Source organism: Kyrpidia tusciae DSM 2912 (genome assembly GCF_000092905.1).
In the GTDB taxonomy this organism is placed as follows: domain Bacteria; phylum Bacillota; class Bacilli; order Kyrpidiales; family Kyrpidiaceae; genus Kyrpidia; species Kyrpidia tusciae.
Genome location: NC_014098.1, coordinates 346948 through 371122, shown reverse-complemented (window position 1 = coordinate 371122; position 24175 = coordinate 346948). Strand labels below are relative to the sequence as shown.

The 24175-nt window shown below is 59.4% G+C and carries 25 protein-coding genes and 1 pseudogene; 13 read left to right on the top strand and 13 right to left on the bottom strand.

Annotated elements, in window-relative coordinates; all coding sequences use genetic code 11:
- Window positions 1-49 precede the first annotated feature (49 nt).
- Genes BTUS_RS01935 through BTUS_RS01925 form a run of 3 tightly spaced genes read right to left on the bottom strand, consistent with a single transcriptional unit; the run spans window position 50 to window position 3754 of the window.
- Window positions 50-1702 carry an ABC1 kinase family protein gene (locus tag BTUS_RS01935; RefSeq protein WP_169307927.1) on the bottom strand — a complete coding sequence of 551 codons (1653 nt, stop codon included), beginning with the start codon at window positions 1700-1702 and terminating at the stop codon, window positions 50-52.
- Window positions 1703-1721: 19 nt separating this feature from the next.
- On the bottom strand, window positions 1722-2450 hold the full coding sequence (locus BTUS_RS01930; RefSeq protein WP_013074446.1) for a glycerophosphodiester phosphodiesterase: 729 nt from the start codon (window positions 2448-2450) through the stop codon (window positions 1722-1724).
- Window positions 2447-3754 (bottom strand): purine/pyrimidine permease, encoded by a 1308-nt coding sequence (locus BTUS_RS01925; protein ID WP_013074445.1) that lies wholly within the window; start codon window positions 3752-3754, stop codon window positions 2447-2449. Before BTUS_RS01925 ends, BTUS_RS01930 begins: the two co-directional genes overlap by 4 nt.
- Window positions 3755-3939: 185 nt before the next feature.
- Here BTUS_RS01925 and BTUS_RS01920 point away from each other — a divergent pair, with 185 nt between their 5' ends.
- A complete protein-coding gene (locus BTUS_RS01920) occupies window positions 3940-4803 on the top strand; it encodes an endolytic transglycosylase MltG (protein ID WP_013074444.1) in 864 nt (287 codons plus the stop codon).
- A gap of 189 nt (window positions 4804-4992) precedes the next feature.
- Here the strand turns inward: BTUS_RS01920 and BTUS_RS01915 are convergent, their stop codons facing one another.
- The 6 genes from BTUS_RS01915 to BTUS_RS01890 all read right to left on the bottom strand — a co-directional run bounded on the left by BTUS_RS01915 (window position 4993) and on the right by BTUS_RS01890 (window position 9772).
- Window positions 4993-6024 (bottom strand): hypothetical protein, encoded by a 1032-nt coding sequence (locus tag BTUS_RS01915; protein ID WP_013074442.1) that lies wholly within the window; start codon window positions 6022-6024, stop codon window positions 4993-4995.
- Window positions 6002-6916, bottom strand: coding sequence for an ABC transporter ATP-binding protein (locus BTUS_RS01910; RefSeq protein WP_013074441.1), 915 nt, complete (start codon window positions 6914-6916; stop codon window positions 6002-6004). Before BTUS_RS01910 ends, BTUS_RS01915 begins: the two co-directional genes overlap by 23 nt.
- On the bottom strand, window positions 6916-7311 hold the full coding sequence (locus tag BTUS_RS01905; protein WP_013074440.1) for a GntR family transcriptional regulator: 396 nt from the start codon (window positions 7309-7311) through the stop codon (window positions 6916-6918). Before BTUS_RS01905 ends, BTUS_RS01910 begins: the two co-directional genes overlap by 1 nt.
- 178 nt (window positions 7312-7489) lie before the next feature.
- A complete protein-coding gene (locus tag BTUS_RS01900; RefSeq protein ID WP_013074439.1) occupies window positions 7490-8356 on the bottom strand; it encodes a YitT family protein in 867 nt (288 codons plus the stop codon).
- 91 nt (window positions 8357-8447) lie between these two features.
- Entirely contained in the window at window positions 8448-8756 is a 309-nt protein-coding gene (locus tag BTUS_RS01895; protein WP_013074438.1) for a hypothetical protein, read from the bottom strand.
- Between the two features lie 167 nt (window positions 8757-8923).
- The gene (locus BTUS_RS01890; protein ID WP_013074437.1) at window positions 8924-9772 is read right to left on the bottom strand and encodes an undecaprenyl-diphosphate phosphatase; all 849 of its coding nucleotides are present in this window, start codon (window positions 9770-9772) and stop codon (window positions 8924-8926) included.
- A gap of 432 nt (window positions 9773-10204) precedes the next feature.
- On the opposite strand from BTUS_RS01890, the gene BTUS_RS01885 reads away from it, so the two are divergent.
- Together BTUS_RS01885 and BTUS_RS01880 are read left to right on the top strand one after the other, a co-directional pair.
- On the top strand, window positions 10205-10651 hold the full coding sequence (locus BTUS_RS01885; RefSeq protein WP_041303592.1) for a MaoC family dehydratase N-terminal domain-containing protein: 447 nt from the start codon (window positions 10205-10207) through the stop codon (window positions 10649-10651).
- A 12-nt stretch (window positions 10652-10663) separates the two neighbouring features.
- Window positions 10664-11077 (top strand): MaoC/PaaZ C-terminal domain-containing protein, encoded by a 414-nt coding sequence (locus BTUS_RS01880; RefSeq protein WP_013074435.1) that lies wholly within the window; start codon window positions 10664-10666, stop codon window positions 11075-11077.
- A gap of 85 nt (window positions 11078-11162) precedes the next feature.
- On the opposite strand, the gene BTUS_RS01875 is transcribed toward BTUS_RS01880, so the two are convergent.
- Together BTUS_RS01875 and gabT are read right to left on the bottom strand one after the other, a co-directional pair.
- Window positions 11163-12611 (bottom strand): NAD-dependent succinate-semialdehyde dehydrogenase, encoded by a 1449-nt coding sequence (locus BTUS_RS01875; RefSeq protein WP_013074434.1) that lies wholly within the window; start codon window positions 12609-12611, stop codon window positions 11163-11165.
- Window positions 12612-12664: 53 nt separating this feature from the next.
- Window positions 12665-14026 (bottom strand): 4-aminobutyrate--2-oxoglutarate transaminase, encoded by a 1362-nt coding sequence (gene gabT / locus BTUS_RS01870; protein WP_013074433.1) that lies wholly within the window; start codon window positions 14024-14026, stop codon window positions 12665-12667.
- A 122-nt stretch (window positions 14027-14148) separates the two neighbouring features.
- Here gabT and BTUS_RS18285 point away from each other — a divergent pair, with 122 nt between their 5' ends.
- The 5 genes from BTUS_RS18285 to BTUS_RS01850 all read left to right on the top strand — a co-directional run bounded on the left by BTUS_RS18285 (window position 14149) and on the right by BTUS_RS01850 (window position 17305).
- Window positions 14149-14292 (top strand): hypothetical protein, encoded by a 144-nt coding sequence (locus BTUS_RS18285; protein WP_013074432.1) that lies wholly within the window; start codon window positions 14149-14151, stop codon window positions 14290-14292.
- A 68-nt stretch (window positions 14293-14360) separates the two neighbouring features.
- Window positions 14361-15242: a 5-oxoprolinase subunit B family protein gene (locus BTUS_RS01865; protein ID WP_013074431.1), complete on the top strand. Its 882-nt coding sequence runs from the start codon at window positions 14361-14363 to the stop codon at window positions 15240-15242.
- A complete protein-coding gene (locus tag BTUS_RS01860; RefSeq protein ID WP_013074430.1) occupies window positions 15239-16216 on the top strand; it encodes a 5-oxoprolinase subunit C family protein in 978 nt (325 codons plus the stop codon). Before BTUS_RS01865 ends, BTUS_RS01860 begins: the two co-directional genes overlap by 4 nt.
- A gap of 18 nt (window positions 16217-16234) precedes the next feature.
- The gene (locus tag BTUS_RS01855; protein ID WP_013074429.1) at window positions 16235-16999 is read left to right on the top strand and encodes a LamB/YcsF family protein; all 765 of its coding nucleotides are present in this window, start codon (window positions 16235-16237) and stop codon (window positions 16997-16999) included.
- Window positions 17000-17044: 45 nt separating this feature from the next.
- Window positions 17045-17305 carry an acetyl-CoA carboxylase gene (locus tag BTUS_RS01850; RefSeq protein ID WP_013074428.1) on the top strand — a complete coding sequence of 87 codons (261 nt, stop codon included), beginning with the start codon at window positions 17045-17047 and terminating at the stop codon, window positions 17303-17305.
- Between the two features lie 144 nt (window positions 17306-17449).
- On the opposite strand, the gene BTUS_RS01845 is transcribed toward BTUS_RS01850, so the two are convergent.
- Both BTUS_RS01845 and BTUS_RS01840 read right to left on the bottom strand, forming a co-directional pair.
- Window positions 17450-19195: a sigma-54 interaction domain-containing protein gene (locus tag BTUS_RS01845; protein WP_013074427.1), complete on the bottom strand. Its 1746-nt coding sequence runs from the start codon at window positions 19193-19195 to the stop codon at window positions 17450-17452.
- A gap of 75 nt (window positions 19196-19270) precedes the next feature.
- Window positions 19271-20140, bottom strand: a complete 870-nt coding sequence (locus BTUS_RS01840) for an RpnC/YadD family protein (RefSeq protein ID WP_013074426.1) — start codon at window positions 20138-20140, stop codon at window positions 19271-19273.
- A gap of 606 nt (window positions 20141-20746) precedes the next feature.
- Here BTUS_RS01840 and BTUS_RS01835 point away from each other — a divergent pair.
- From BTUS_RS01835 to BTUS_RS19390, 5 genes and pseudogenes are all read left to right on the top strand, one after another.
- Entirely contained in the window at window positions 20747-21286 is a 540-nt protein-coding gene (locus BTUS_RS01835; protein WP_013074425.1) for a peroxiredoxin, read from the top strand.
- A gap of 15 nt (window positions 21287-21301) precedes the next feature.
- Window positions 21302-22561 carry an FAD-dependent oxidoreductase gene (locus BTUS_RS01830; RefSeq protein WP_013074424.1) on the top strand — a complete coding sequence of 420 codons (1260 nt, stop codon included), beginning with the start codon at window positions 21302-21304 and terminating at the stop codon, window positions 22559-22561.
- 489 nt (window positions 22562-23050) lie between these two features.
- The gene (locus BTUS_RS01820; RefSeq protein ID WP_123809197.1) at window positions 23051-23425 is read left to right on the top strand and encodes a hypothetical protein; all 375 of its coding nucleotides are present in this window, start codon (window positions 23051-23053) and stop codon (window positions 23423-23425) included.
- Window positions 23426-23429: 4 nt separating this feature from the next.
- The gene (locus BTUS_RS01815) at window positions 23430-23648 is read left to right on the top strand and encodes a hypothetical protein (RefSeq protein WP_013074422.1); all 219 of its coding nucleotides are present in this window, start codon (window positions 23430-23432) and stop codon (window positions 23646-23648) included.
- 54 nt (window positions 23649-23702) lie between these two features.
- Window positions 23703-24127: pseudogene (locus BTUS_RS19390) on the top strand (IS607 family transposase).
- Window positions 24128-24175 lie beyond the last annotated feature (48 nt).

The following is a 24175-nucleotide window of genomic DNA, read 5'->3' as shown; positions in this document are numbered from 1 at the left end:
GAATGGTGAATACATTTTGACTCCACTATGCTCGTGGCGCGGTCCGGGATCACTTTTTCCCGGACCGGGTAATTTCCATGATTAACCAAAACGTTATCGCGCCAATGGCCGCAAGCCCCACTGTCACAGCGGTATAAAACCAAGTGGGCACTGGGGAACGGGCGAATCCCCCGAGGACCAAGGCCGCCACCACCACCGCCAGGGACAGGAGGATCACACTGGCCGCCAACCGATTCACCGCCCGCTCCACCCGACGCAGCGCCCATTGTCCGTCCCGAAGGCGCAGCCCGAGCCGCAACTCGCCGTCCCCGGCCGCCGAAGCCCATTCCGCCAACCAGTCCGGTGCCTCTTCGGCAATCTTTCGCCATCGCCGACCGTAGGCCGCAAGTTTCTCCGCCGCCGCTCTGGGGGTATAGCGCCCGACAAACAATTCCGTGCCAAAGGGCTCGGCCAACTCCACGATACTAAGCGAGGGATCGAGCTGCTCCACCACTCCGCCCAGGGTGACCATGGCTTTCCCCACCAGCGTCAAATGGGTCGGTATGCGGATCTGGTGGCGGAATGACAACTCGAAAGTGAGGCGCACCACATCCCGGATGTCGATTTCGTGAAGGGGCACTTCGTAAAACTGATCGCGAATCTCATCCACGTCCCGGTACAGGGCGACCCGGTCCACATCCACCGGAGCTACCCCTAGATTGAGCAGCGCCTCGACTATGGCCGGGGTGTCTTGGCGCATGAGCGCGATGATCAGGTCTGCCAACTGGCTTTTGTGCTCCGGAGTCAGCCTTCCCACCATGCCGAAATCGAGCAGTACCAGGGAGCCGTCTTTCTTGACCAGCCAGTTGCCGGGATGGGGGTCGGCGTGAAATAGACCGTCCACCAGCATTTGGTGGAGGATCGTCTCTGCAATGGTTCGGGCGAGGCGCCGTTTTCGCTCCTGGCTGAGCGCCTCCACCGCCTGGGAAGATAATTTGGAACCTTCCATATACTCGGCGGTGAACACCCGACGAGTGGAATATTCCCCCACTACATCGGGGATGTAAACGTCGCTCTCATCCGGCAGACGCCGACGCATCTGCCGGGCATACTGAGCCTCCAGGCGATAATCCAGCTCCCGGCGCAAAGATTGGCGAAGCTCTCCGACAATGGCGGTGAGGGGGTAGATCTTTCCCCACTGGGTGTGCACTTCGGCCCAGGCCGCCAACTCTTCCAAGATCGCCACATCGGTTTCAATGTGTCCCTCAATGCCCGGCCTTTGCACTTTGACGGCAACCTCCTGGCCCGAAGGGAGTCTGGCCCTATGTACTTGTCCGATGGAGGCGGCCGCCAGAGGAGTCGGATCGATAAACGAGAACAAGCGGTCTATGGGTTTATCAAATTCCTCTTCCAGACAGCGGGCAATCACTTCAAAGGGAACCGGGGGAACCTGATCCTGAAGCTGCTCCAGCTCCGCCGCCACCTCCGGAGACACCAAATCCGGCCGGGTGCTGATCAACTGGCCCAATTTTACAAAAGTCGGCCCCAACTCTTCGCACACCTGGCGCAATCGCCTTCCCATGGACCGCCCCCGCTCCGGGGACGCGATTTCCTTACGCCCATCCCACAGGTAGCCAAAACCGTGTTTGAGAAATACCCGGGTGATCTGTTGCACCCGCCACCACTTGGCCTGTCGCCCCATGAACCACTTCCCGCCTTCCATCCCGGCACCCACCCTCACCTCAACCCCGCACCCGCCGGGGGTTGTCCGTAAACACCCCATGCACGCCCGAGCGAAATAAGTGTGCCGCCCGGCGCGGATCGTTGACCGTGTATGCAAAGACCGCCAAACCCTTACGGCGGGCGGCCTGGGCCAAGCCCCGCCCGGCAAACCAGTGACGCACATGAAGGCTGTAAATCCTCAGCCCCGCCTGCCGGGCATATTTCCAAGGGGACAAAAGAAACCCATCGTACAACAACCCCAATCGGGCCTCGGGATCGATCCGCTGAAGCCGCTCCAGGGCCGAGTGATCGAAAGAAGAATAGATGATCCTTCGCCGCCCGGACGCCCGCACGCAGTTGACCACCTGCTCTTCGAGACCCCGGTACACCTCCGGCGTCGTCTTCAGTTCGATGTTGATCCAAACTTCTTCGGGAATTGCCACTAAGGCTTCGGCCAACGTCGGAATCCGTTCTCCAGCAAAGCGCGGATGAAACCACGCCCCGGCATCGAGTCGGCGCAACTCCGACCAAGTCCAATCGCCCACCCAGCCCCGGCCATCCGTGGTCCGCTCCAGCGTCGGATCGTGCAGGACCACCGGGACGCCGTCCCGGGTCAACTGCACATCGAGCTCGATCCCCCCGACACCGATCTCCACGGCCCGGCGGAACGCAGCCAACGTATTCTCCGGTGTCTCCGCCGAAGCTCCCCGGTGCGCCCACACTCGCACTTCCACCGGTTCGCTATTCACCTTGCCGTTCCCTCCCTAGAGCACCCCTTCGACCGCCGGCCGGCCACCCAACGATACGTCCCATCCCAGAGGAGATAGACCAACGTCCCGACCACCAGGCCGTTGCTGAGAAAAACGCGAACCACCTGTGGCAGTGCAGAGAAGGCACCACTGGGAAGGGCTGTCAAACCCAGCCCCAGGAGCAGGGCCAGCCCGAGACCCTGACGCTGCCCCGGACCCAGGTGAGCTTGGCGCATGGCGTCCAGCCCCACCAGAATCAATTGTGTAAAGGATGCAAACATGACGCCGTATCCCACTTCCCGGGGCATGGCCGCTAACCATCCGGCGATCCCTGGAAAAAATCCCATTGCCGCCAGCATCGCCGAACCCCAAAAAAATGGCAGCCGATCCCGAATGCCGGTTAGAGCGACAAACCCCGACGCCGTGGATTGCGGGATCATCCCCACCGTTCCAGCCACCCCGGCGGCCACCGTCGTCACCCCGTGCCAGAAGCCGGCGCGGCGCATATCTGCCGGGGGAACCTGCAGAATCCGCTCCATGGCTTCCACCGAGGCGACCAGGTTGCTAATCAGGATAATGGACACGAATAAACCGTTCACCACCACCGACCAATTCCAAACGGGGGGACCGAACAGAAACGGACTGGGCCAGGCAAACCAAGCCCCGGTCTGGGCTGCCTCCCCGGAGTGGTAGCCAGCCGCAGCCATGGCCATCCAGCCGATCGCCATCCCGATGAGCACCGAGTACTGCCGAAGCCAGCGCACCGGCCCCAGAGATGCCGCAAGAATGATGGCAACCGTGAGCATACCCCCCCAACCGAACCAGACCCCGTGGGGAGACACCGGCAACCCGAGTACCCCCTCAAAAAACGGCCCGGCCATCTGGGCGGCCAAGAGGAGCAAGTAACAACCCGTCACCGCGGAAGTGAACCATTTTCGGATGATCTGAAAGGCGCCGGTCACCGCCAACAGTATGACAAAGGTGCCCGCCGCCAACAGGCCCATTTCTAAAGCCCGGGGAATGCCGGGACCGCCGGCGGCCGCCGAGGCGAACAAGAAAAAAACGGCAAACCACAGGCCGGCTGGTCCGTCATTAATGGGCATCCGGTGACCCCATAAACCCTGAACCAGTGAAGCGGCGCCAGCAACCAAGCAGGCCCGGGAAATGAATCCGGCGGCCGTCACTGGATCCAGATGAAACGCTTGAGCGAGCACCACGGGGATGGGGACCACCGATGCGATCAGATAAATCAACCATTGCACACTGCGCCCCGCCGCACCGGCGATTCCGATCCCGCCAACCACCTTCTCACTCCTCCCTCGACCTTTCCATAATACCGCAAACCCGGCGAAATCGGAAAACGAGCGGCGAGAACTATTTTCCCGTCGAAATAGACTACTCTCCCGGGCGAAGCTCTGGTATGATCCAACTGGAAGGTTTGTCCCAGTTGGATGAACCCTGAAAATACGAACATCAGGTGATGGGGAGTATGTTACCGTCCAACCAGCGCAACGTTTTGCTTGAATCATCGATCCACCGGGGATTTCAGCAGAGTATTCAAGACCTCGGCTGCGCCCCTCCGGGTCCTGACGTGTTTGATGCGGAAGTGTTACAGTACCTCATCGCCCACCTGGAACTCACTCGGGAAGAGATCAAAAATCTCCGGCAAAAGTTATACGCGCAATTGACCTCCGCCGAGGTGCTGACCGTGGAGGACACAGGGGATGGACGTTTTTCGTTCCTCGTCCGGATTCCCTATCAAAACCACCTGGTGGACACTTGGCTGATCTATCGCCGGGACGTGTGGAGAAGCGGCGGCGTGGCGGCGCTGTCCAGCCGCCCCGTGTGGAAGCGACCCCGGGTGATGGGGGCGGCCTTGGTGGTCTCCTATGTCCTCATCGCCCTGATCGCCGGATCAGTGGGGCAATATCTGGCCGGCCACAATCAACAACGCCTGGAAGCTTTGGCCAGCGCCGCTGGGTACACCTTGGTGCCCACCTCCGCCAACGCGACAAAAGGGGCCCCGTCCGGGACGGCCGCCCAAGTCCCCGGTGGAGCAGCGTCCAAGCCCGAAAGTACCGGCCCAAAACCCGAGGGGGCTGCGCCTCCGGCCCAGGGGCAGGCGACGCCGCCTAACGAGACGATCACCTTCGCCCTTCAGATGGGGATGACGGCCGGAGATCTGACCCAGTTTCTCCACGACAAAGGGCTCATCCAGGATGTCGCCGCCTTTAACCAGAAGCTCGCCGACACGCACGTGGACCAAGATCTAAAACCGGGCACCTACACGTTCCAAAAAGGCATGTCGGAAGACCAGATCATACAGACGTTACAACAAGGCCCCCAATCCTGACGGGGGCCTCATTCATCTGCTTCCAGACGGTGTCCGGTGAGACTAACGCTTACCCGTTCCGCTGCCCGCACGCCAAAACCACCTGCCGGATAAGGAGGATCCGGACCAGCCCCCGCCGAAAGCTGTCCATTTCCAGTCCCTTTCTCCCGATCCTGGTGAGGAACCGGCCCGGTGCGCCTCGGATTTCCACTAACTCTGAGCATACTTGTGCCTGGCGGCCCAAAGGGCCAGGGTACGAAACAAATACACAAAGACGGCTCCGACCACCAGAAAAACACCGGCCCTCACCGGTGTGGACGGCACGTGTCCGGTCCCTCCGCCTCCGAGATAGACAAAAACCGCCGCTCCCATCGACCCGGCGATGACAAACGCGGTGATCCCGGCCATCCACAGCCCCACTGTCTCGATCCAGCGGAAAAACCACGCCTTCCCCGTTCGCTCCAAAGGCAGTCGTTCAAACGTCCACACCGCCAGCCACAGAGCGACGGCAGCCACGGCGAGAAGTAGAATCTTTAGCCCGGTGTTCCCAAACACCGCTTCTTGAGCCAGGTATTCCGACACGGTCAAATAGACTGCCACATCCACCGCCCCCCGGATCCGGCTCGCGAACCATGTCCAATCTCCGAACACCCCGCCGAGAGCCGTGACGAGAATTCGGACCCATACGTGAATACCGAAAACCACAAAAGCAGAGGTAAAGCTTGCACTTCGGGCCGTTCCACTCCACATGGCAAAGAGAAACCCGGTGCCGTACACGGCCGAAAGGCCGATGGCCGATGACAGCCACCAGTCGAAGACCGCCCACCAACCCGCATCATAGGCCCCCATGAGGACAGCCACCAGGACGTTGGCGAGAACGACCCCCTGAAGCACAAACCAGCCGGTCCACCACTTCGTCCCCGCCACATGGCGGCGTCCCACCGGCCCGGCCAGGACCGTGGGAAGTCCTTGATGAGTCCACTCCCGATACCAGGCGGTCACGGCGAGGAGCAGAGCGGCGACGCTCCACAGGGCGATGTACCCGGTTGGAACTTCCACCGTCTGCACCGCGGCCTCCCGAACCATTCTTTCGGCCGCCACTCCCACCCCAGCCAGCAACTGCACCCCGAGGAGCCGACCGATGACGGGAATAGAGATCAGCGCCACCGCGAGCACCCACATGGACGTATTCTGGCGCCTCTCCCTCCACGCCACCGCGTTATTCCAATTCCAGATCCCCATAGGTGTACCCCTCCCGGCGCATCATTTCCACAAAAAGATCGTCCAGAGCCGGTTGTACCGCTTCCCAGTACACGGGCTCCAACGCCCGGATCCGTTCCATCACCCTCTCCGCGGCGCCCCCGACCCACAGGACCCACAGCCGCCCCTCGTGCTCCACCCGCCACACTTCCGGCCACTGGGACAGGTCGGGCTCCGCCTCGGGCCGGAACACAACCAGGATTTTCCTGGCCTCCTCCCACAGATCGGCCAAAGCCGTGGACAGCAGCAGTCTGCCCTGAAAGAGAACCCCGATGTGATCCGCCACCCGTTGCAGATCTTCCAGGAGGTGCGTCGAAAACAACATCGTGGTCTCGTCTTCGGCCACCTGCCGGACCAAAAGCTGAAGAAATTCCCTCCGCACCACGGGATCCAAGCCGTTGGTCGGCTCATCCAATACCAGGAGCCGGGGATGCGTCGCTAAAGCGCAGGACAGGGAAACCTGCATCTTCTGACCTTTGGAGAGGGTCGACAATAATGCTCTGCGCCGGAGTCGGAACATCTCCAGCAGCGCCCCCGCCCGGTGCTCGTCCCACCCCCGATAGACAAGGCGGTGCCACTTCAACACATCTTCCACGCGAAAATTGTTCGGCCAGTTCGGGATGTCGGGCACGTACCCCACCCCTTGCCGGGCTATCCCCGTGGGATCGTCCGCCCGGTTTCCAAAAAGGAGTACTTGGCCGACGGTGGGCTGCCAAATACCCAACATCAGGCGAATCAACGTCGTTTTCCCAGCGCCGTTCGGGCCAATGAGGCCATACACGGCTCCGGTCGGAATGTGCAGCGTCACATCCTTAAGAGCCTGAACCCCATCGATCGTTTTCGACAAATCTCGCGCTTCGACCGCCCAGCTCATCAGAAACCTCCCTCCGATTGAGACCAGCCGGCCACCACCCGGCCGGCGATCTCCAGCCAAACTTTCGGCTCGATTCCCAAATGGTACGCCGCGATGAGGAGTTGTCGAATCTGCTTTTCCATCCACGCCACATCATCGGGGGAAGGCGTTCGAGGATTCGGCTTCGCCACAAAGGTCCCCCGCCCCCGGAGCGTTTCGATCAATCCTTCTCGTTCCAGTTCCTGGTAAGCCTTAGCGACAGTGTTGTGATTCAGCGCCAACTGGACGGCCAACTCCCGGACCGAGGGAAGTCGGGTTCCGGGCTCCAGCCACCTCCTTGCCACGGCTTCCCGCACTTGATCGACAATCTGTTGATACAGGGGCACTTCCGATCTGGGATCAATCCTCAACCACATCCCGATCCCCCTTCCCCTCACGGCCGTTCTCCATACCTGCGCTGCAGAACGTGCCCCGTTTGTGCCGTATGAACCATGTGTACCACATCATCCGGTACATACAGTATGCACGAGGTGCAGCGGTTTGTCAAACCCACACGTTGATGCCACAGAATCCCAGGTCAACGGCTCCCAAACGTCAGTGGATCTTTCTCTTGCGAAAATACCCGCCCATGGTCTCGTGAATGTCCGCCACGGAAACGAAAGCCTGGGGGTCGATTTCCCGCACCACGGTACGCAATTTCGGCAGCTCAAGCCGAGTGACCACCGTGTAGATCATCTGCTTCGGCTCTTCGGAATACCCGCCCTTGGCCTCGAGGTACGTCACCCCTCTCCCCAGGCGGGCCAAGATGACCACCCCCAGTTCCTCGGCGCGGTTGGAGACAATCCAAACCCCCTTGGACTCATCCAAGCCGTCCACCACCACATCGATGGTTTTGTACGCGACAAAATACGCAATTAAGGAGTACATGGCCCGGTCCCAACCGAAGACGAATCCGGCGCTTCCCAGGATGAACACGTTAAAAAACATGATGATCTCGCCCACGGAAAAGGGCCACCGCTCACTGAGCACCACGGCGACAATTTCCGTTCCATCCATGGAACCCCCGTGTCGAATCACCAATCCCACCCCGAGACCCACGATCACCCCCCCGAACACCGCCGCCAGCAACAGATCCTGAGTCACCACGGCCGCCGAGCCGAGCACCCAGGTCCAGACCGCCAGCCCCGCAACCCCGAGGAAGGTCAGGACGGTAAAAGTTTTGCCGATCTGGTTGTAGCCAAGCAGGAGAAAAGGAAGATTCAGGGCCAACAGGAACCACCCAATGTTCAATCCGGTCAGATAGGACAGCAGTATGGAAATTCCCGTCATGCCTCCGTCGATGATATGATTGGGCACCAGAAACCCCCGCAACCCGTACGCCGCCACCAAGCTGCCCCCAATAACCAGAACCCCTTGATAGACCCGATATCTCCAATGTTCGGCCATTCGCGTCTCACCCATCGTCAGTTTTCCCGCCCTCCTTCCAACAAAAAAAGTCACAGGATACCCTGTGACCCATTATTTCACGCGCGATTCTCGTGCGTCCAGTGGCTCAGTTGGCCGGACGCGCTTTCTCTTGGACCCTCGCCTCAATCCATACCACCGGAACCGCGTGGGAGGTCAGCTTGCCGGAGGGGGTGGGGACCTGCCGGAGAACCAACTCACCCGTCACCGAGATATGATCGCCCAGAGAATCGAGAGCGGCGGCATCGGCCAAAATCACTGGGATCATCACATAGCTCTGCCCTTCGATGTTGACGGGCCGATCGGTCTGTACAAAGACCAGCCCCCGCTCCACAAAATCATCGCTGTCGAGAAAAACCCGGGACCGGACCACTGTGCCCTGGATCGTCACTTCCATCTTCTCGTCCCTTTCCTTGCCGAAGTCGGTCTGCAAAACTGCGACCCGTCACTATAAATGGGAACTTTCAGACAGTACGGGGACGGGAGCCTTCCCCGTGTCCTGGCGATGCGCCTACCCCCACCTCACCAAGACCCGGGGCTCACTCCCATACCCGGTCTATGACTCTACAGCACAAAGTATAACAGAGCAACTAGCCCGATGACTAGACAGTAAATCGCAAAAGGTCGAAATGCCCGGACCTCCTGTTGTTGAAAATACCGCGTCAAAATCCACACGCTCACAAAAGCGGCCACCCCCGCCGCCAATCCCCCGACCAAGGCGGGGCCCAACAAGTCCCGGTGCTGGTCGTGGAGCAGCTTCGGAACCTCCAGGATCCCGGCCCCCAGGATCACAGGCGTCGCCAACAAAAAGGCAAACCGGGCCGCCGCCTCGTACCCGAGACCCGCATAGAGCCCGGCGATCATCGTCATTCCCGACCGGGAAAAACCCGGGATAAGCGCAAGACACTGAGCGCACCCAATCAAAAAGCTCTGGCCCATCCCGAGCCGCGATATTTCCTCGTCCTCTCTGCCGATCCGGCTGAACATGCCAGATCTTGCTATCGCCCGGCGCCTCTGCCGGTCCCCGATCCAGAGAATCACGCCGTTGACCATCAAGAAAAAGGCGGCACTGGACGCGGACGGAAAATGAGCCCGGAGGGTCTTTTCAAACAGCCCTCCGATCACCGCCGCGGGGATGGTCGCCACCACCAACAATACGAACACCCGGCGCTTTTCCGGCGCCCGGCTGTGAAACAGGGAGACGATAAGCGACAGCCATTCCCTCCAATAAAATAAGAGCAACGCAACAGCTGTTCCCAAGTGAAGCATCACGGTAAAAGGCAACAGCCCATCCGGATCCACCGGCCAGTGCAGCACCGCGGGCAACATGACAGCATGGGCCACACTGCTTACGGGAAACAACTCCGTAATTCCCTGCACCGCCGCAAACCACAACGCCTGTATCCAAGTCATCCGATCGTTCTCCTCTCCCCCATCCAACTTCTCCCTCAACGAGATCCCGCCACCCGCGGACCTCCTATGTATCCTCCCCCACACGAAATCTAGCCTACCACTTGACCACCACGGGGACAAGCCTCGGCCTGCGGCAAAAAGAAACCGCCCGGCAACAGCCACCCGAGCTCCGCTGTCCTCCGCATAAAATGCCAGTTTCTCGGTGACATTCATCGGATTGAGGGGCACCAACCGACGATATGGGATCACGCCACCATAGTAGAGAATAGCGGCTTTATCGGGATATCGCCGAGCAGCGAACCGACCAGGAATTTTCAAGGCCGGGGACGAAGATTGATGTGGAAATCTGATAAGCAGGCCGTCTGTCCTCGTCAGAAAAGTTTCGTAGTCTGCAGCCAACAGGCCCGTCCCCGAGAAAGGAAAGGTGTGGAGATGCCGGTAGATCGCTCCTTGATCGGCAAGAAGACGAACGTTCATGTCGTCGACGTGGAAAAGGGACATATCCGCCGATTCGCCGAAGCTGTGGGAGACCCGTCTCCCCTGTACGTGGATGAGGCCTTCGCCGCATCCACCCCCTTTCGGGGGCTCATCGCTCCCCCGACCTTTGCCACCACCCTGGCTCGGGTCATCCCCAGCCCGCTATCCGATGTGCCGGGCTTCGACCTGCATCGCGTTCTCCATGGGGAACAGGAGTACATTTTCCACCGTCCCATGCGGCCGGGGGACCGGTACTGGGTGCAGCAAGAGGTGATCGATGTCTACGATCGGGCCGGGCGAAGCGGACGAATGACCTTCATCGTCATCGAAACCCGGGCCAAAGACATCAATGACCTACCGGTGGTCACCGCCCGGGAGACGATCATCTATCGACAAGACTGAGGGGGCGGTGCCATGGAACTGACCTGGGACACACTCAAGGAAAACATGGAACTCGAACCGCTGGTCAAGCCCCCCGTGGACCGGGTGCAGTTGGTGAAATACGCCGGCGCCTCGGGGGATTTTAACCCCCTTCACACAGTGGAGGAGTTCGCCCGGCAGGCGGGCTTGGACGGTGTCATCGCCCACGGTATGTTAAGCATGGGTTTTCTCGGACAATACCTGCGCCATCTTCTGGGGGTAAAAGGGGATATCCTGCGCATGAAAGTTCGGTTCCAGCGCATGGTCAAACCGGGGGATGTCTTGACCTGTCGGGGGACGGTGCGTGCCCTTCAACCCGATGACCGGGTCGCCGAGCTTGAACTGGCCGCCATAAACCAAAGCGGAGAGGTCGTCACCGCCGGTACAGCAGAAGTGCGGTTTTTCTAATGGGTGGGAAGAAATGGACGAGAAAGGGGACGGCCGCAGAGGGGCTGAACACCCCCGCGGCCACAACCCCACCGCGAAACAATCCTCAGACGAGCGCCAGGGACACGTACTTGATCTCCAGGAACTCCTCGATCCCGTGGCGGCCGCCCTCCCGGCCCAAGCCGCTCTCCTTGAAACCGCCAAAAGGAGCTTGGGCGACGGAAGGCAGACCATCGTTGATGCCGACAATCCCGTACTCCAGGCTCTCGGCCACCCGCACGGCCCGGGACAGATCCCGGGTGAACAGGTAAGCTGCCAGCCCATAGCGGGTGTCGTTAGCTTTCCGGACCGCTTCCTCGTCATCCCGGAAGGTCTGCACCGGGGCGACGGGACCGAAGGTTTCCTCGTAGAGAACCAGCATGTCGTCACTGACGTCGAGCAGAACCGTGGGCTCGAAAAAGTGCACTTCCCCTTTGGTGCCGGTCCGGCTCAACCGATGGCCGCCCGTCACCACCCGGGCCCCCTTCTGGACCGCATCTCGAACGTGCTCCTCGACTTTTTCCGCAGCCTGGCGGTCGATGAGAGGCCCGATGACCACTCCTTCTTCCAGGCCGTTGCCGACTTTCATCTCCGCCGCTCGTTTGGCCAGGGCTGCGGCAAAGGGCTCGGCGATGGACTCGTGGACGTACACCCGGTTCGTGCACACACAGGTCTGGCCGGCATTGCGGAATTTGCTCGCCGCCACCTCCCGGGCCGCCGCATCAATGTCCGCGTCTTCAAAGACCAGGAATGGCGCGTGTCCTCCGAGTTCCAGGCTGATGTGTTTCACCGTGTCCGCCGCTTTGCGCATCAGTTGCTTGCCCACTTCGGTGGAGCCGGTGAAGGTGATCTTCCGAACCCGCTCGTCGGCGAGCATCGTATCGGCGATCTCCGCGGCCCGGCTTCCCGTAATCAGGTTCACCACCCCCGGAGGCATCCCCGCTTCTTCGAAAATCTCCACCAGCCGGCAGGCGGTGAGCGGCGTCTGTTTGGCCGGTTTGACGATTACCGTGCAGCCCGCCGCCAAGGCGGGAGCGATCTTTCGGGTGATCATGGCTGCGGGAAAATTCCACGGCGTGATGGCCGCCACCACGCCCACCGGTTGGCGCAGGACCAGGATCCGTTTGTGGGGAAACGAAGCCGGGATCGTTTCGCCGTACACCCGTTTCGCTTCCTCGGAATACCACAAGACAAAATCGGCTGCGTACTGAATCTCTCCCTTGGCTTCGGCCAAGGGCTTGCCCTGCTCGGTGGTCATGATGACCGCCAGCTCGTCGAGATTGGCCACCATCAAATCGTAAGCCCGCCGGAGAATCTCCGAGCGCTCCTTCGCCGTCTTCGCCGCCCAATCGGGAAAGGCGCGATGAGCCGCATCCACGGCCCGAAGGACATCCTCTTTCGACGCATCCGCCACTTCCCCCACCACGTCCCCGGTGGCCGGGTTGTAGACCTCAAACGTTTTCCCGCTGCCTGCCGGGGTCCACTGCCCATCGACATACAATCCGTATCGCCGCATGGCCGCACCTCCTGAGGGAGTGAGACCGGCCGAAACCGTCCCCTTCCCATTTATCAAGCTTGTTGAGTCGAAACCGCGCCACTCACTTCGGCCAAGGCTTCTTCCACGACATCGAGCCCTTCGTCCAGCTCTTCCGGCGTGGTCACCAAGGGGCACAAAATCCGAATCACGTCACTGTACAGCCCTGCGCCCATCAACAACACGCCCCGCTGAACGGATCCCTGGATCACCCGGGCCGTCTCGTCCTTGGCCGGCTCCCTCGTCTGGCGATCCCTCACCAACTCCACCGCTGCCATGGCGCCGAGGCCCCGCACGTCCCCGATCAATGGGTAACGCTCGTACCACCGGGTGAACCGATCTATCAATTGCCGGCCGAGGACCTCCGCTTTCTGCACCAGGTTTTCCCGTTGCATCGTTTCAATCACCCCGAGGGCGGCCGCGCAGCCCAGCGGACTGCCCCCGTACGTCCCCCCGAGTTGACCGGGTTCCGCGGCGTCCATAATCTCCGCCCTGCCAACCACCCCACTGATGGGCAGCCCGGCGGCTAAAGACTTCGACACGGTGATCAGATCGGGCTCCAACCCGAAATGCTCCGAGGCAAACCACCGCCCGGTGCGCCCAAAGCCGGTCTGGATTTCATCCGCAATAAAAACAATTCGATGCTGGGCGCAGAACTCCTTCACCGCATCGACGAACCGCTTCGGCGGAACGATGAAGCCGCCCTCCCCCTGAACGGGCTCAAAAATCACGGCGGCCACCTCTTCGGGTGAGACTTCGGCGGAGAAAAATTCTTTGAACTGGGCGATCACCGAATCGGTGTATTCCTCCTCACTCATCCCCGCCGGCCTGCGGTACACGTAGGGGTACGGTGCCTGGTAAACCATCGGCGCAAAGGGTCCCATCTGGTACTTGTAGGGTTTGACCTTGCTGGTGAGGGACATGCCCATCAACGTCCGGCCGTGGAAACCCCGGGTAAAGGACACCACCGCCGGCCGCCCGGTGTATCGCCGGGCGATTTTGATCGCATTCTCCACCGCCTCAGCCCCGGAGTTGAGAAACATTGCCTTCTTTTCAAAGTTTCCGGGGGTCAATTCCGCCAGTTTTTCCGCCAAGGCCACGTAGGACTCGTACATGGCCACGTGGAAACTGGTGTGCAGAAACCGGTCCACTTGCTCATGCAGGGCCTTGACCACCGCCGGGGGCCGGTGACCCGCGTTCATCGTTCCGATCGCTCCTGCAAAATCCAAAAACGTGTTTCCGTCCACATCGGTCACCAAGGCGCCTTCCGCCCGATCGACAAAAATCGGTGTGGCGTTGCTCACGCCCCTGGGCACCCGAGCCTTCCGGCGTTCCATCAACGCCTGAGACTTTGGGCCCGGGATCGGCGTTTTTAAATCAATGAATCGACGCGTCAAACTCCCTCGCTCCCTTCCCCTTGTCGGGCTCTAGGCCGCGGTTGGCCTCGGGTTGACAGTTGCCCGCAGGCCCTTGCCATGTCGGTATGCAAAATGAATGCCAAGGCGGGGGAGAGCCCGGAATGGCCGATGTTTCCGGGATGAGCAATTCATATGTGCACGATCGGATTCCGTTTGATTCGTGCATGAATCAAAATCCGCTCAACGACAAGCCCCGGAAAGAGGACGACCACCTGCACAGCCTGGCCCGGGCGTTCTCCGGATAGGATAAGCAAAGATGGCATATATTTTGCACGGGATTTCTTTGATCGCTCAGTTGAAGGAGGGATGACTCATACATTCGACCCCACGTTATACCTATGGCGGCGATGAATTTATTTTCGTCGAACTCTCCGAGGAAATGAGCCTGGAAGCGAACATCCGAGTGATGGCCATCACCCGGGAGCTGCAAGAGCATCATATTCGGGGAGTCTTGGACATCTGCCCGGCCAATGCGTCTTACATGGTCCGGTACGATCCCGACGTGATCTCCCCCGAGGATTTGTTGCGGCACCTTGAGGCGACAGACCGGTCCACCACCGATTTGGCCCGCGTATCTCTCACGTCCCGGGTGGTGGATTTTCCGATCCTCTTCGATGACCCCTGGACCCGGGAGGCGTTGATGCGGGCCCGGGATCGCCACCAGGACCCGAACTCGACAGATTTGGAATACGCGGCGCGCATCAATGGGTTTTCTTCGACAGAAGCTTTTATCGAAGCTCTGTGTCGGGCACCGTACATTGTGTCTATGACGGGGTTTGTGCCGGGCCTGCCCTGGTGCTTCCAGATCGCACCCCGGGAGGAGCAGATCGAAGTGCCCAAATACGTGCGGCCCCGCACGTATACTCCGGCCCGGGCGTTTGGATTCGGAGGCGCTTTTGTGGCCATCTACCCGGTGGACGGGGCGGGAGGATATCAATTGTTCGGCATCTCCCCAAGTCCGATTTTTGACCGGGACCAGCGCCTGCCGGATTTTCGGGAGTCCATGGTCTTTCCCCGGCCGGGAGACATTTACTGGTTCCGGCCCATCGACATGAAGGAGTACGAGGCCATTCGAGCCACCGTGGACAACGGGACGTTCCGATACCGGATACGGGAGATCACCTTTAACCCGGGCGACGCCATCCGGGATCCCGCCGGATTCTCCGCGGCCGTGAAAGGAGAGCTGGAGCGATGATCCGCGTGATCAAGCCAGGGCTGTCAACAACGGTGCAGGATTTGGGGAGACCCGGATACTACAGCATTGGCCTCCCACCTTCCGGGGCTCTTGACAAATATTCTCACACCGTGGCCAATCTGCTGGTGGGAAACGATCCGTCCGCGGCGACCCTGGAGGCGACTTATCTCGGCCCGGAACTGGAATTCCGGGCAAATGTTCGATTTGCCGTGTGCGGAGCCGACATGCCCGCTTTTCTCAATGGACAACCCATCCCTCTCTGGACGGCGGTGGCTGCCCGGTCCGGGGACGTGCTGTCCTTTGGCATGCTGCAAAAAGGAGCCCGCAGCTACATCGCCGTGGAAGGAGGCATTGGAGTCCCGCCGGTCATGGGCAGCCGTTCCACCTACGCCCTGTGCGGCATCGGCGGCTACGAGGGGCGGGCTTTGAAGGCCGGGGATATGCTCGAGAAGGGGGACTTGCAAACCCGAGCGCCCAGGGAAGGGGTCGCCTTACCCACGAAATGGCGTCCGAATTTTGCCGAGGCAGCGGAGCTCCACGTGGTGCCGGGGCTGTACGTACACCGGCTGACCGAGGAGAGTAAACAGGAGTTTTTTGCCGCCGAGTGGACCGTCACCCCCGAGGCCAACCGCGTGGGTTATCGATACAAGGGAATCCGTTTACAATTCGTGGATCGTCCTCAGCCCTTCGGGGCCGGCAGCAACCCGTCGAACGTGGTCGACTGCGGGTATCCCATCGGTTCCATCCAGGTCCCGGACGGCGTGGAGCCCATTGTCCTGTTGAACGACGCCGTGACGGGAGGGGGCTACGCCACCATCGGCACGGTGATCAGTGCGGATCTCGATCGCATCGCCCAGACCCGGACGAACCAGAAAGCGAAATTCGTCGAAATCGATCTGGCCGAGGCCCTGCGCCGGCGCCGGGAGAGGCAGACGAGGATTCTGGAAGTGGAATCGTTTTTGCGACAAAGCTGATAGAAGGGGGCCTATGCGGTGCAGGTGGACCTGAACTGCGATATGGGAGAAAGCTTTGGGGCCTGGACCATGGGACGGGACGAGGAAATGATGAAGTACATCTCCTCGGCGAATGTGGCGGGCGGCTTTCACGCCGGAGACCCTCACGTGATGCGCCGGACCGTAGAATTGGCCAAAGCTCACGGCGTCGCCGTGGGGATTCACGCCGGATTCCCGGACTTGGTGGGCTTCGGCCGACGGTATCTGCGCTGCACACCCCAGGAGGTTCAGGACGACATCATCTACCAACTGGGGGCCCTGCGGGAATTCGCCTCTCTTTACGGGTTGAAAGTCCAACATGTAAAGCCCCACGGCGCCTTGTACATGATGATGGCAGACGACGAGGATCTCAGTCGGGCAGTGATCGATGCCATTCAGCGGGTCGATTCGTCCCTCATCCTGTACTGCATGGAGGCCTCCGCCACCTATCGCGTGGCCAACGAGATGGGCCAGCGGGTGGCGGCGGAGTTTTACGCCGACCGGGAGTACGCGGAGGACGGCAAAATCTTGTTCACCCGGAAGGTGGAGACAGCCCTGGACCCCGTTAAAGCGGCTGAAAGAGTTCTGCGGGCTGTTCGGGAGAAACGGGTGACCACGGCAGAAGGCGAGGACATCCCGGTTAGGGTCGATAGCATTTGTATTCACGGTGACACGCCCGGCGCCCCGGAGTTGGCCCGGGTGATCCGCCGGCACCTCATGGAACACGGCGTCGAAATTCGGCCTTTTGAAGGCGCCTCTGCCTGAGGACACGACGTAGCAAACGCAGCAACCTGAAGGAGGTGTACCGGTATGTCCGGACCGCGCAAGAGCATCGTTTCCCCCTTGCCCGGTATATTCTATCGACGGCCCAACCCGCAGTCGGACGTGTACGTCCGCGAAGGGGATACGGTGAAGTCGGGAGACACCATCGGGCTGGTGGAAGTGATGAAGAACTTCTATGAGATCCAGGCGGAAGAAGACGGGATCATTGCCGCTTTCTCCGTGGAAAATGAAGCAATGGTGGACGTCGGTCAGGAGATCGCCGTCCTGATTCCCAAAGAGGACAAGTAGATAACCGGAAGCCAGCACGGCCGGTCGGGAGTCGGAATAACCGGCCCGGCCCGGCTTCACGTCCCGGGGGCGTTGGTCACAGCCTCCGCTTGGGTTCCATATCGTGACCCTTCAGTTCCTGGGCGGAGTCCCAAGTGTAAAGCTTTATTGAGAATCCAATGCCCTCCCGCCCGAAAGGCCGAACTGTCTCAACTTCCGCACCACCGTGGGTTGGCTCACCCGAAGATGTTTTGCGATGGCGTAGGTGCTTCCGTATTGTTGTAAAGCCCGGGCATACAGCTCCCGCTCCACCTCTTCCAACACCTGGCGAATGCCCCATCCGTGGGAAAGAATATCTGGCGAAGAGTGCGACTGGAAAGCCGCCTTCCCCGGCAGCGAAGAGCTGAAGACAGTCTTGGGCGGTGGGCCTCCGTTGTCCGGCGTTCCCTTTGTCCCGAGATACCCGTCCTTCTCTCCTCGCTCGGTCCCCCTCGATGACCAAAGTTCTTCAGGCAGGTGTTCCGGAAGCAGGATGTCATCTTCCACGATGATGCACAGCCGTTCGATCACATTCTCCAGTTCCCGGACGTTGCCGGGCCAGGCATAATGTAGGAAACACGCCATGACGTCGGGATGAATCGCTTTTCTCGGCAGTTGATATTTGTCACAAAAGCGGTGAACCAGGGTCTCCGCGAGGGTACAAATATCTTCCCCCCGCTCCCGAAGGGGGGGAATGGTTAAAGGGACGACGTTCAGGCGGAAATATAAGTCATCCCTGAACCGCCCTTCTTTCACCAATTGGCGGAGATCCTTGTTTGTCGCCGCCACGATCCGGATATCCACCTTCCGGGTGTGCACCCCGCCCACCCGGGAAACGGTCCGTTCCTGAAGGAGGTCCAAAATCTTTCCCTGCACGTGAAGAGGCAGCTCCCCCACCTCATTGAGGAATAAGGTGCCCCCGTGGGCCAACTCGACCTTGCCGACCTTGCCTTCCTTCCGAGCACCGGTAAAGGCTCCGCTTTCATAGCCGAATAGTTCACTCTCGAAGAGGGATTCGGGGACATTGGCGCAGTTGATCTCCACAAAGGGATTCGCCCGGCGGGAACTGAGGTCGTGAATGAAGCGGGCTAGGCGGTTCTTTCCCACCCCGGTTTCCCCGAGCAGCAAAATCGTCGCATCGGTGGGGGCCACCCTCCGGATCAGATCCATGACGGACTTCATGGCGGGGTTCTCCGCCACCAGGCCCGAATCCCGGGGTATTTCTACGCCTTGCCCTACTCCTTGAACAGCCTCCGAGGGCCATGACCGGGTAGAGGTCAGATCCCGGGTGTAACAAACGATCCGCACGATCCGCCCTTCGCGATCGAAAACCGGGCTACCCGTCACCACCAGCCGGTGGCCGTTTTTCGTCTCTTGAAGCGCCGTCACGCGTCTGCGCCGCTGAAGAACCATGGCGGCCACCGACGGGTAAAACACCTGTTCCCGCTCAAGGTCAAACACCGTTCGTCCAACGATATCGGAATTTTGTAGGCCGTACAACTGCTCCGCCGCCGTATTGACCCTCAGGACCACCCCTTCTCCATCGGTGACGAAAACTTCATCAAACAACGTGTCCAGGATAGTTTCAAGATCCTCATTGGCCTGACGCAGCCGTTCCAACTCGGACAAAAGCGCCGGATCGGCACTCGGCGTCCCTTCCACCATTACACCGGGTTCTCCGCCGACCTGCACTTCGTGGAACCTAAAGATGTGGGTTCGCGGAAGGCGGGGCTGTACGTCAGTCCACGGCATCCCCTTGACAATCCCTGGAACCGCATTTTGGGCGGCACGGTTCATCCAGACCACGACGTGCTTTGCGTCGATGAAATAGATCGGCGTGTCCAACACATCTAACAGTTCCCGCTCCGTCATCCGCCTGTCACCTTCCGTAATTCCCGCACCAGGATACTTGCCACCAGACGGCATCGGCTCCAGCCGCGATCCCGGTCATCGGTCGAGGCTTCTCATAATCTGTTTCACCTCGGACTCCGTCAGACCCGTGAATTCCGCGACAACCGACACGGATACACCCCGTTGTAACATTCGCTTAGCAATGTCACGTTTTTCTTCCTCGCGACCCTGTCGCAGACCCTCTTGCAATCCCTTCTGCAAACCTTCTTTCCAACCTTTTTCAATGGCTTCCCGTTGAACAGAGTAAAGCAGGTCGGCCACCCCAGCCACCTCCCGAAGAATTTTCATCTGTTGATCGGTTAAAGCCTTGGCACTGAACCCGAGGATGAGGGCCGCAACGTAGCGTTGCTCCTCTTGATCGGGTATTCGACGAATCACTTCCACGATCTCGTCAAATGCCTGTTCCGGCGTTCTCCGGGTGAAACGCATATGAAACGCAAACGCTGTTTTCACCCGATCGACCGCAGTCCATTCACCCACTGACACATGCTGGCGCAGTGTGTCGATTGTAGCGTCGCCGTCAATTCGGCTGAGATACAAATTTTCTACCCGATAAGAGATTGCTCCGGCATCCAACTGTTCTGGAGCACTGGCCACCTCATCGGTATAGACGACAATGGTGCGAACCTTACAGCGATATCTCTCGACAATGGCGGCATCATAATGCAAAAACCGGTAGAGATTAGGCTCCTTCTTTTTCTGATACTCGAGATGCATCAATCGGCCATCCTGCAGTTCCAACAGGATATCCATCCGGTCTTCGCGCACTTCCACCCTCGGCAAATCCGCAGGCAAAGCTCCGACCACCACAGCGTCGGAGATGCCGATCGCCGCCAGCGCACCCTGGGCCATGGCAACAGTCAAATGGCGCGCGACAATATCGTTTGAATTCCGTGATATCTCCACGATCTCCCCGCCTACCTTCAGTATAATCAAGGCCTGCCAATCCAGCCAACATCCCTTCTCCTGCCGGCATATTGCGAACATACGTTTTACATCTCTAACCTACCATACGCATAGGCTCCGGTCAACAACTTGTTGCAAACAGCATTAACCTAAAAAAGACCGCCATTTCGCCGGCAAGTCCAAATCGTTGCGTCACCAAGTCCATCCCAGGTGAAATATTTTCCGAGCAATACGAAGCGTGTTACCGGGAGGCCTTTTTGTGTTCGCTTGATCTGTGCTGAGCCGCGCGGGTCTGGAGGTGACGATGCCAGTCTGCCACCTTTCGCCCGCGCTCGCGTGCGGGATGATGGCCGCCCGGCGGCGCGGTTGCCTCCGCCGCGGAGGCGGTATCGAAATGCGGGTGTGGCCGACGTGACGGATAGCGGCTGATCCAAAGCGGGTCGGGTTTCGGGATAAGTCAGGGCCCGACTGTTTTGGACGCCGGACGCACGCTGGGCTGAAAAGAAATCGATATTAATTCTAATATACTATTGATTTTTAAACGAGAACTTGTTAATCTATATCCACCGATACCCCCATGACACGATTAAAAAGGAGGAGCTTGAAATGACAACACCCTTCGTGGGAAAGTCATCACCAGATTTTACCATGGAAACCGCCCTTGGAAACGGAGAGGGATTCGGAAAAGCCTCCCTGTCGGATTACAAAGGGAAATGGCTGGTTTTGTTCTTCTACCCTCTTGACTTTACGTTCGTTTGTCCCACGGAAATCACCGCCCTGAGCGACGCCCATGAACAATTTGCGGCCCTGGATGCGGATATCCTGGGCGTCAGCGTCGACAGCCAGTTCACCCACCGGGCCTGGATCCACACGCCCCGAGAACAGAACGGACTCGGCCCGTTGAACTTTCCGCTCGCCTCGGACATCACGAAACAGGTCAGCCGCGCGTACGGCGTTCTCGTGGAAGAAGAAGGGGTGGCTCTGCGCGGGCTGTTCATCATCGATCCGGAAGGAATCGTCAAGTATCAGGTGGTTCATCACAATGATGTGGGACGCAGCGTGGATGAAACCCTTCGGGTGCTGCAGGCGCTGCAGGCCGGCGGGTTGTGCCCGGCCAATTGGAACCCGGGAGACAAATTGCTGTAAACGGAGGGAGCGCGCATGGCCGCCAACGTCATTGTTTATACGAGCACGGGGTGCCCCTACTGCCACAACGTCAAAGAGCAGTTGAAAGAGTGGAACGTCCCCTTTGAAGAGAGAAACGTCTCCGAGGTCAGGGAATATTTCGAGGAACTGAGGAGCAGGAAAATTTTCGGCACGCCCGCCACCTTGATCAACGGCAAAATCATTCTCGGATTTCAACCGAAAAAGATGCGACAAGCTTTGGGATTGGATGAACGGTCAAATGCGGCCGGGGCCGGGCAGGAGACCCCCGTGCGGCCGGACGAGATTTTCCAGACCGTCACTCCGGAAATCCTGAATGAAGTGTACGATTTCGTCGCCATCGGCGGCGGTCCGGCCGGGAGCTCGGCCGCGGTGTATGCGGCCAGAGGCCGGCTGAAAACCCTGGTCATCGACAAAGCGCCCGCTTCCGGCACCCTGGCCATCACCCACAAGATCGCCAATTATCCGGGAGTCCGCAAAACGGTCACCGGTTTGGAACTGCTTTCGGAAATGCAGCTTCAGGCCAAAGAGTTCGGGGCCACTTTCGCGCGGACCCAGGTCCTGTCGGTGGACTTCTCCGACCCTCACGAGAAAAAAATTCACGTTCCCGAAGGGGTTATCCGCGCCAAAAGTGTATTGATCGCCGTCGGCGCAAAAGCCCCTCCCGGCAAAATCAAAGGGGAAGAAGAGTTCACCGGCCGGGGCGTCAGCTACTGCTCCACCTGCGACGCGGCGTTTTTTGAAAATCGGGTGGTCGCGGTCGCAGGCGACAGTGAAGAAGCGGTGCATGAAGCGGAGGCGCTGGCCAAATTCTGCAAGGAAGTCCGCCTCCTGATTCCGGGATCGAGCCTCAAAGGGGAAGTCGACCTGTCGGGACTGGAGCAAAGGCCCAACGTGCGCATTTACAGAAGGCATCGCATCAAGGAAATCTTGGGGAACCATGCGGTGGAGCGCATCGTCGTGCTGGACGACGGGCGGCGGGAACAAACGTGGGAAGTGGACGGCGTGTTCCTGTATTTGGCCGGCATGAAACCCGGCACGGATTTTCTCCAAGACCAGGTCCGGCGGGATGAAGAAGGATATGTCATCGTGGACGAGTTTTTAAGAACAAATGTCCCCGGCGTTTTTGCCGGCGGTGATGCGCGCCGCACGCCGGCCAAACAGGCGGTCGTTTCCGCCGCCGACGGGTGCGTCGCGGCGCTGGGAGCCGACCAATTCGTTCATCAAAGGGAAAAAATGCGGGTTCAGTACAGTTGATCAAACCCTAACCGTTCCCCGCCGGGAAGGGATAACCTCCGTTGACAAACGTGTCAACTCACGTAAAAATCTTACCGAAGGGGTATAGCTCACTCACATAAATATCTAACCCAATCCCTATCCCTTTGGAGGAGGAGCGGGAGGGGTGAATGGCCGTAAGGCCAGAGGGGAGGAGCGATGCGGCCTCCCCTGGGCAGGGCCTGTGGAGCTTGTGGACAACCCGCTTTTGGTTGTCCATCAAATCCACAGGCCGTGGTCTTTCAGGGTGAGCCCGGTGTGACAAGGGCATCGGTCAGAACGGGCATGGGACCGGGCGTCGGGGGTGCGGCTAGGTTGACCCCCTCCGGCCCCTGCGCCAGCAGCGTGGTGAGTTGTCGGTGCAATTGCAGCGGGTTCGGAGAAGAGCCAAGATCCGGCGGGTAAATTAGATGAAATCTTGTGAACCTCTGGCCGCGAAAGGGAGGGATGGGCCAGGTGGAATACCGGAGGTTGACGGCCGCGGAATATTTTGAGCAGATCAAGGGCGAGGAGGATTTCTTTATCGCCAAAGGAAATTTTCTCGACGATTTTTATTCCGCAGATAACGGGGAACGCGCCCGGATGGTCAGCCAGCCCATTCCAAAGGAACGGGTCACGCCCGACAACAGGAAATACGCGGCTTATTTCGCCGCGATGGTCGAGTACCTATGCTGGCATTACAATATCCAGCGTCCGGATTGGGTTCTGGATGAAATCTACCGTTTGCCCGATCCGTGGTTTCTTTACGAAAATTGGCGGTTTCGGGCGTGGCAGCTCGTCATGACGCCGCCCGCGTTCGTTTCCCGCAACATCTTCACGGGCGACGATCCTGTGTCGCGGATGTGAGAGCATGGAAAGCAAAGACATTTTGAAGTATTTGCGGATGGTCGGCGAAGAGTTGCAAAAAGAAGGCAAGTGTGGCGACATCGTGCTCGCCGGAGGCGCCGTCATGCTGCTTGTGGTGAAAAGCCGCCAAATGACCAAAGTTGTCAGTGCGTATTTGGGCGAAAATCCGGATGCGGTGCGAAAAGCGGCCAGGAGGTTGAATACAGCTTTTGGCCTTCTATGAAGAAGAGAAGTGATTTGCCGAAAATCAACGTCACCTGATTAGGGTGATGTTCAGGTGAAGCTCTATTCGATTCGAGAGTTTGCGGAGAAACTCGGCGTCAGTGTCTCCACACTTCGAGCGTGGGACAGAGAAGGCAAGCTGGTGCCTTTGCGAACTCCTACCAACAAGCGCAGATACACCGAGGATATGTTCTATCAGGCGTTGGGAAGTGGCTCACAAGGACCGGCTGGTCCGGTTTGGGTTTGATTTCTTGGAGGACCTGTTTGCACAGTTCGGTTGCGAGATTCTGGTGGTCAACAAGGCCGAGGGCATGTCACCGGCCCAGGAACTGGCCGAAGATCTAATAAACATTGTCCAGCATTTTGCGGCAAAACTGTACGGGGCGCGAACCTACAGGGCGCGGAAACCCCAAAGCGGTTCGGGAGGAGTTGGCCGGTGCGACAGACGATCCGACAAAAGAGCCTGCCGCTGAATCGTGAGAAATGGAGGCAGATCGTCGAAGTGGCCGAGGCGTATTCCCGGCAGAA

Excerpts from the sequence above, each read along its gene's own strand:
- BTUS_RS01935 (WP_169307927.1), bottom strand. The coding sequence starts at position 1,702 with ATGGAAGGCGGGAAGTGGTTCATGGGGCGACAGGCCAAGTGGTGGCGG.
- BTUS_RS01920 (WP_013074444.1), top strand. The coding sequence starts at position 3,940 with ATGTTACCGTCCAACCAGCGCAACGTTTTGCTTGAATCATCGATCCAC.
- BTUS_RS01915 (WP_013074442.1), bottom strand. The coding sequence starts at position 6,024 with ATGGGGATCTGGAATTGGAATAACGCGGTGGCGTGGAGGGAGAGGCGC.
- BTUS_RS01910 (WP_013074441.1), bottom strand. The coding sequence starts at position 6,916 with ATGAGCTGGGCGGTCGAAGCGCGAGATTTGTCGAAAACGATCGATGGG.
- BTUS_RS01905 (WP_013074440.1), bottom strand. The coding sequence starts at position 7,311 with ATGTGGTTGAGGATTGATCCCAGATCGGAAGTGCCCCTGTATCAACAG.
- BTUS_RS01900 (WP_013074439.1), bottom strand. The coding sequence starts at position 8,356 with ATGGGTGAGACGCGAATGGCCGAACATTGGAGATATCGGGTCTATCAA.
- BTUS_RS01895 (WP_013074438.1), bottom strand. The coding sequence starts at position 8,756 with ATGGAAGTGACGATCCAGGGCACAGTGGTCCGGTCCCGGGTTTTTCTC.
- BTUS_RS01890 (WP_013074437.1), bottom strand. The coding sequence starts at position 9,772 with ATGACTTGGATACAGGCGTTGTGGTTTGCGGCGGTGCAGGGAATTACG.
- BTUS_RS01885 (WP_041303592.1), top strand. The coding sequence starts at position 10,205 with ATGCCGGTAGATCGCTCCTTGATCGGCAAGAAGACGAACGTTCATGTC.
- BTUS_RS01880 (WP_013074435.1), top strand. The coding sequence starts at position 10,664 with ATGGAACTGACCTGGGACACACTCAAGGAAAACATGGAACTCGAACCG.
- BTUS_RS01875 (WP_013074434.1), bottom strand. The coding sequence starts at position 12,611 with ATGCGGCGATACGGATTGTATGTCGATGGGCAGTGGACCCCGGCAGGC.
- BTUS_RS18285 (WP_013074432.1), top strand. The coding sequence starts at position 14,149 with ATGGCCGATGTTTCCGGGATGAGCAATTCATATGTGCACGATCGGATT.
- BTUS_RS01860 (WP_013074430.1), top strand. The coding sequence starts at position 15,239 with ATGATCCGCGTGATCAAGCCAGGGCTGTCAACAACGGTGCAGGATTTG.
- BTUS_RS01850 (WP_013074428.1), top strand. The coding sequence starts at position 17,045 with ATGTCCGGACCGCGCAAGAGCATCGTTTCCCCCTTGCCCGGTATATTC.
- BTUS_RS01845 (WP_013074427.1), bottom strand. The coding sequence starts at position 19,195 with ATGACGGAGCGGGAACTGTTAGATGTGTTGGACACGCCGATCTATTTC.
- BTUS_RS01835 (WP_013074425.1), top strand. The coding sequence starts at position 20,747 with ATGACAACACCCTTCGTGGGAAAGTCATCACCAGATTTTACCATGGAA.
- BTUS_RS01830 (WP_013074424.1), top strand. The coding sequence starts at position 21,302 with ATGGCCGCCAACGTCATTGTTTATACGAGCACGGGGTGCCCCTACTGC.
- BTUS_RS01815 (WP_013074422.1), top strand. The coding sequence starts at position 23,430 with ATGGAAAGCAAAGACATTTTGAAGTATTTGCGGATGGTCGGCGAAGAG.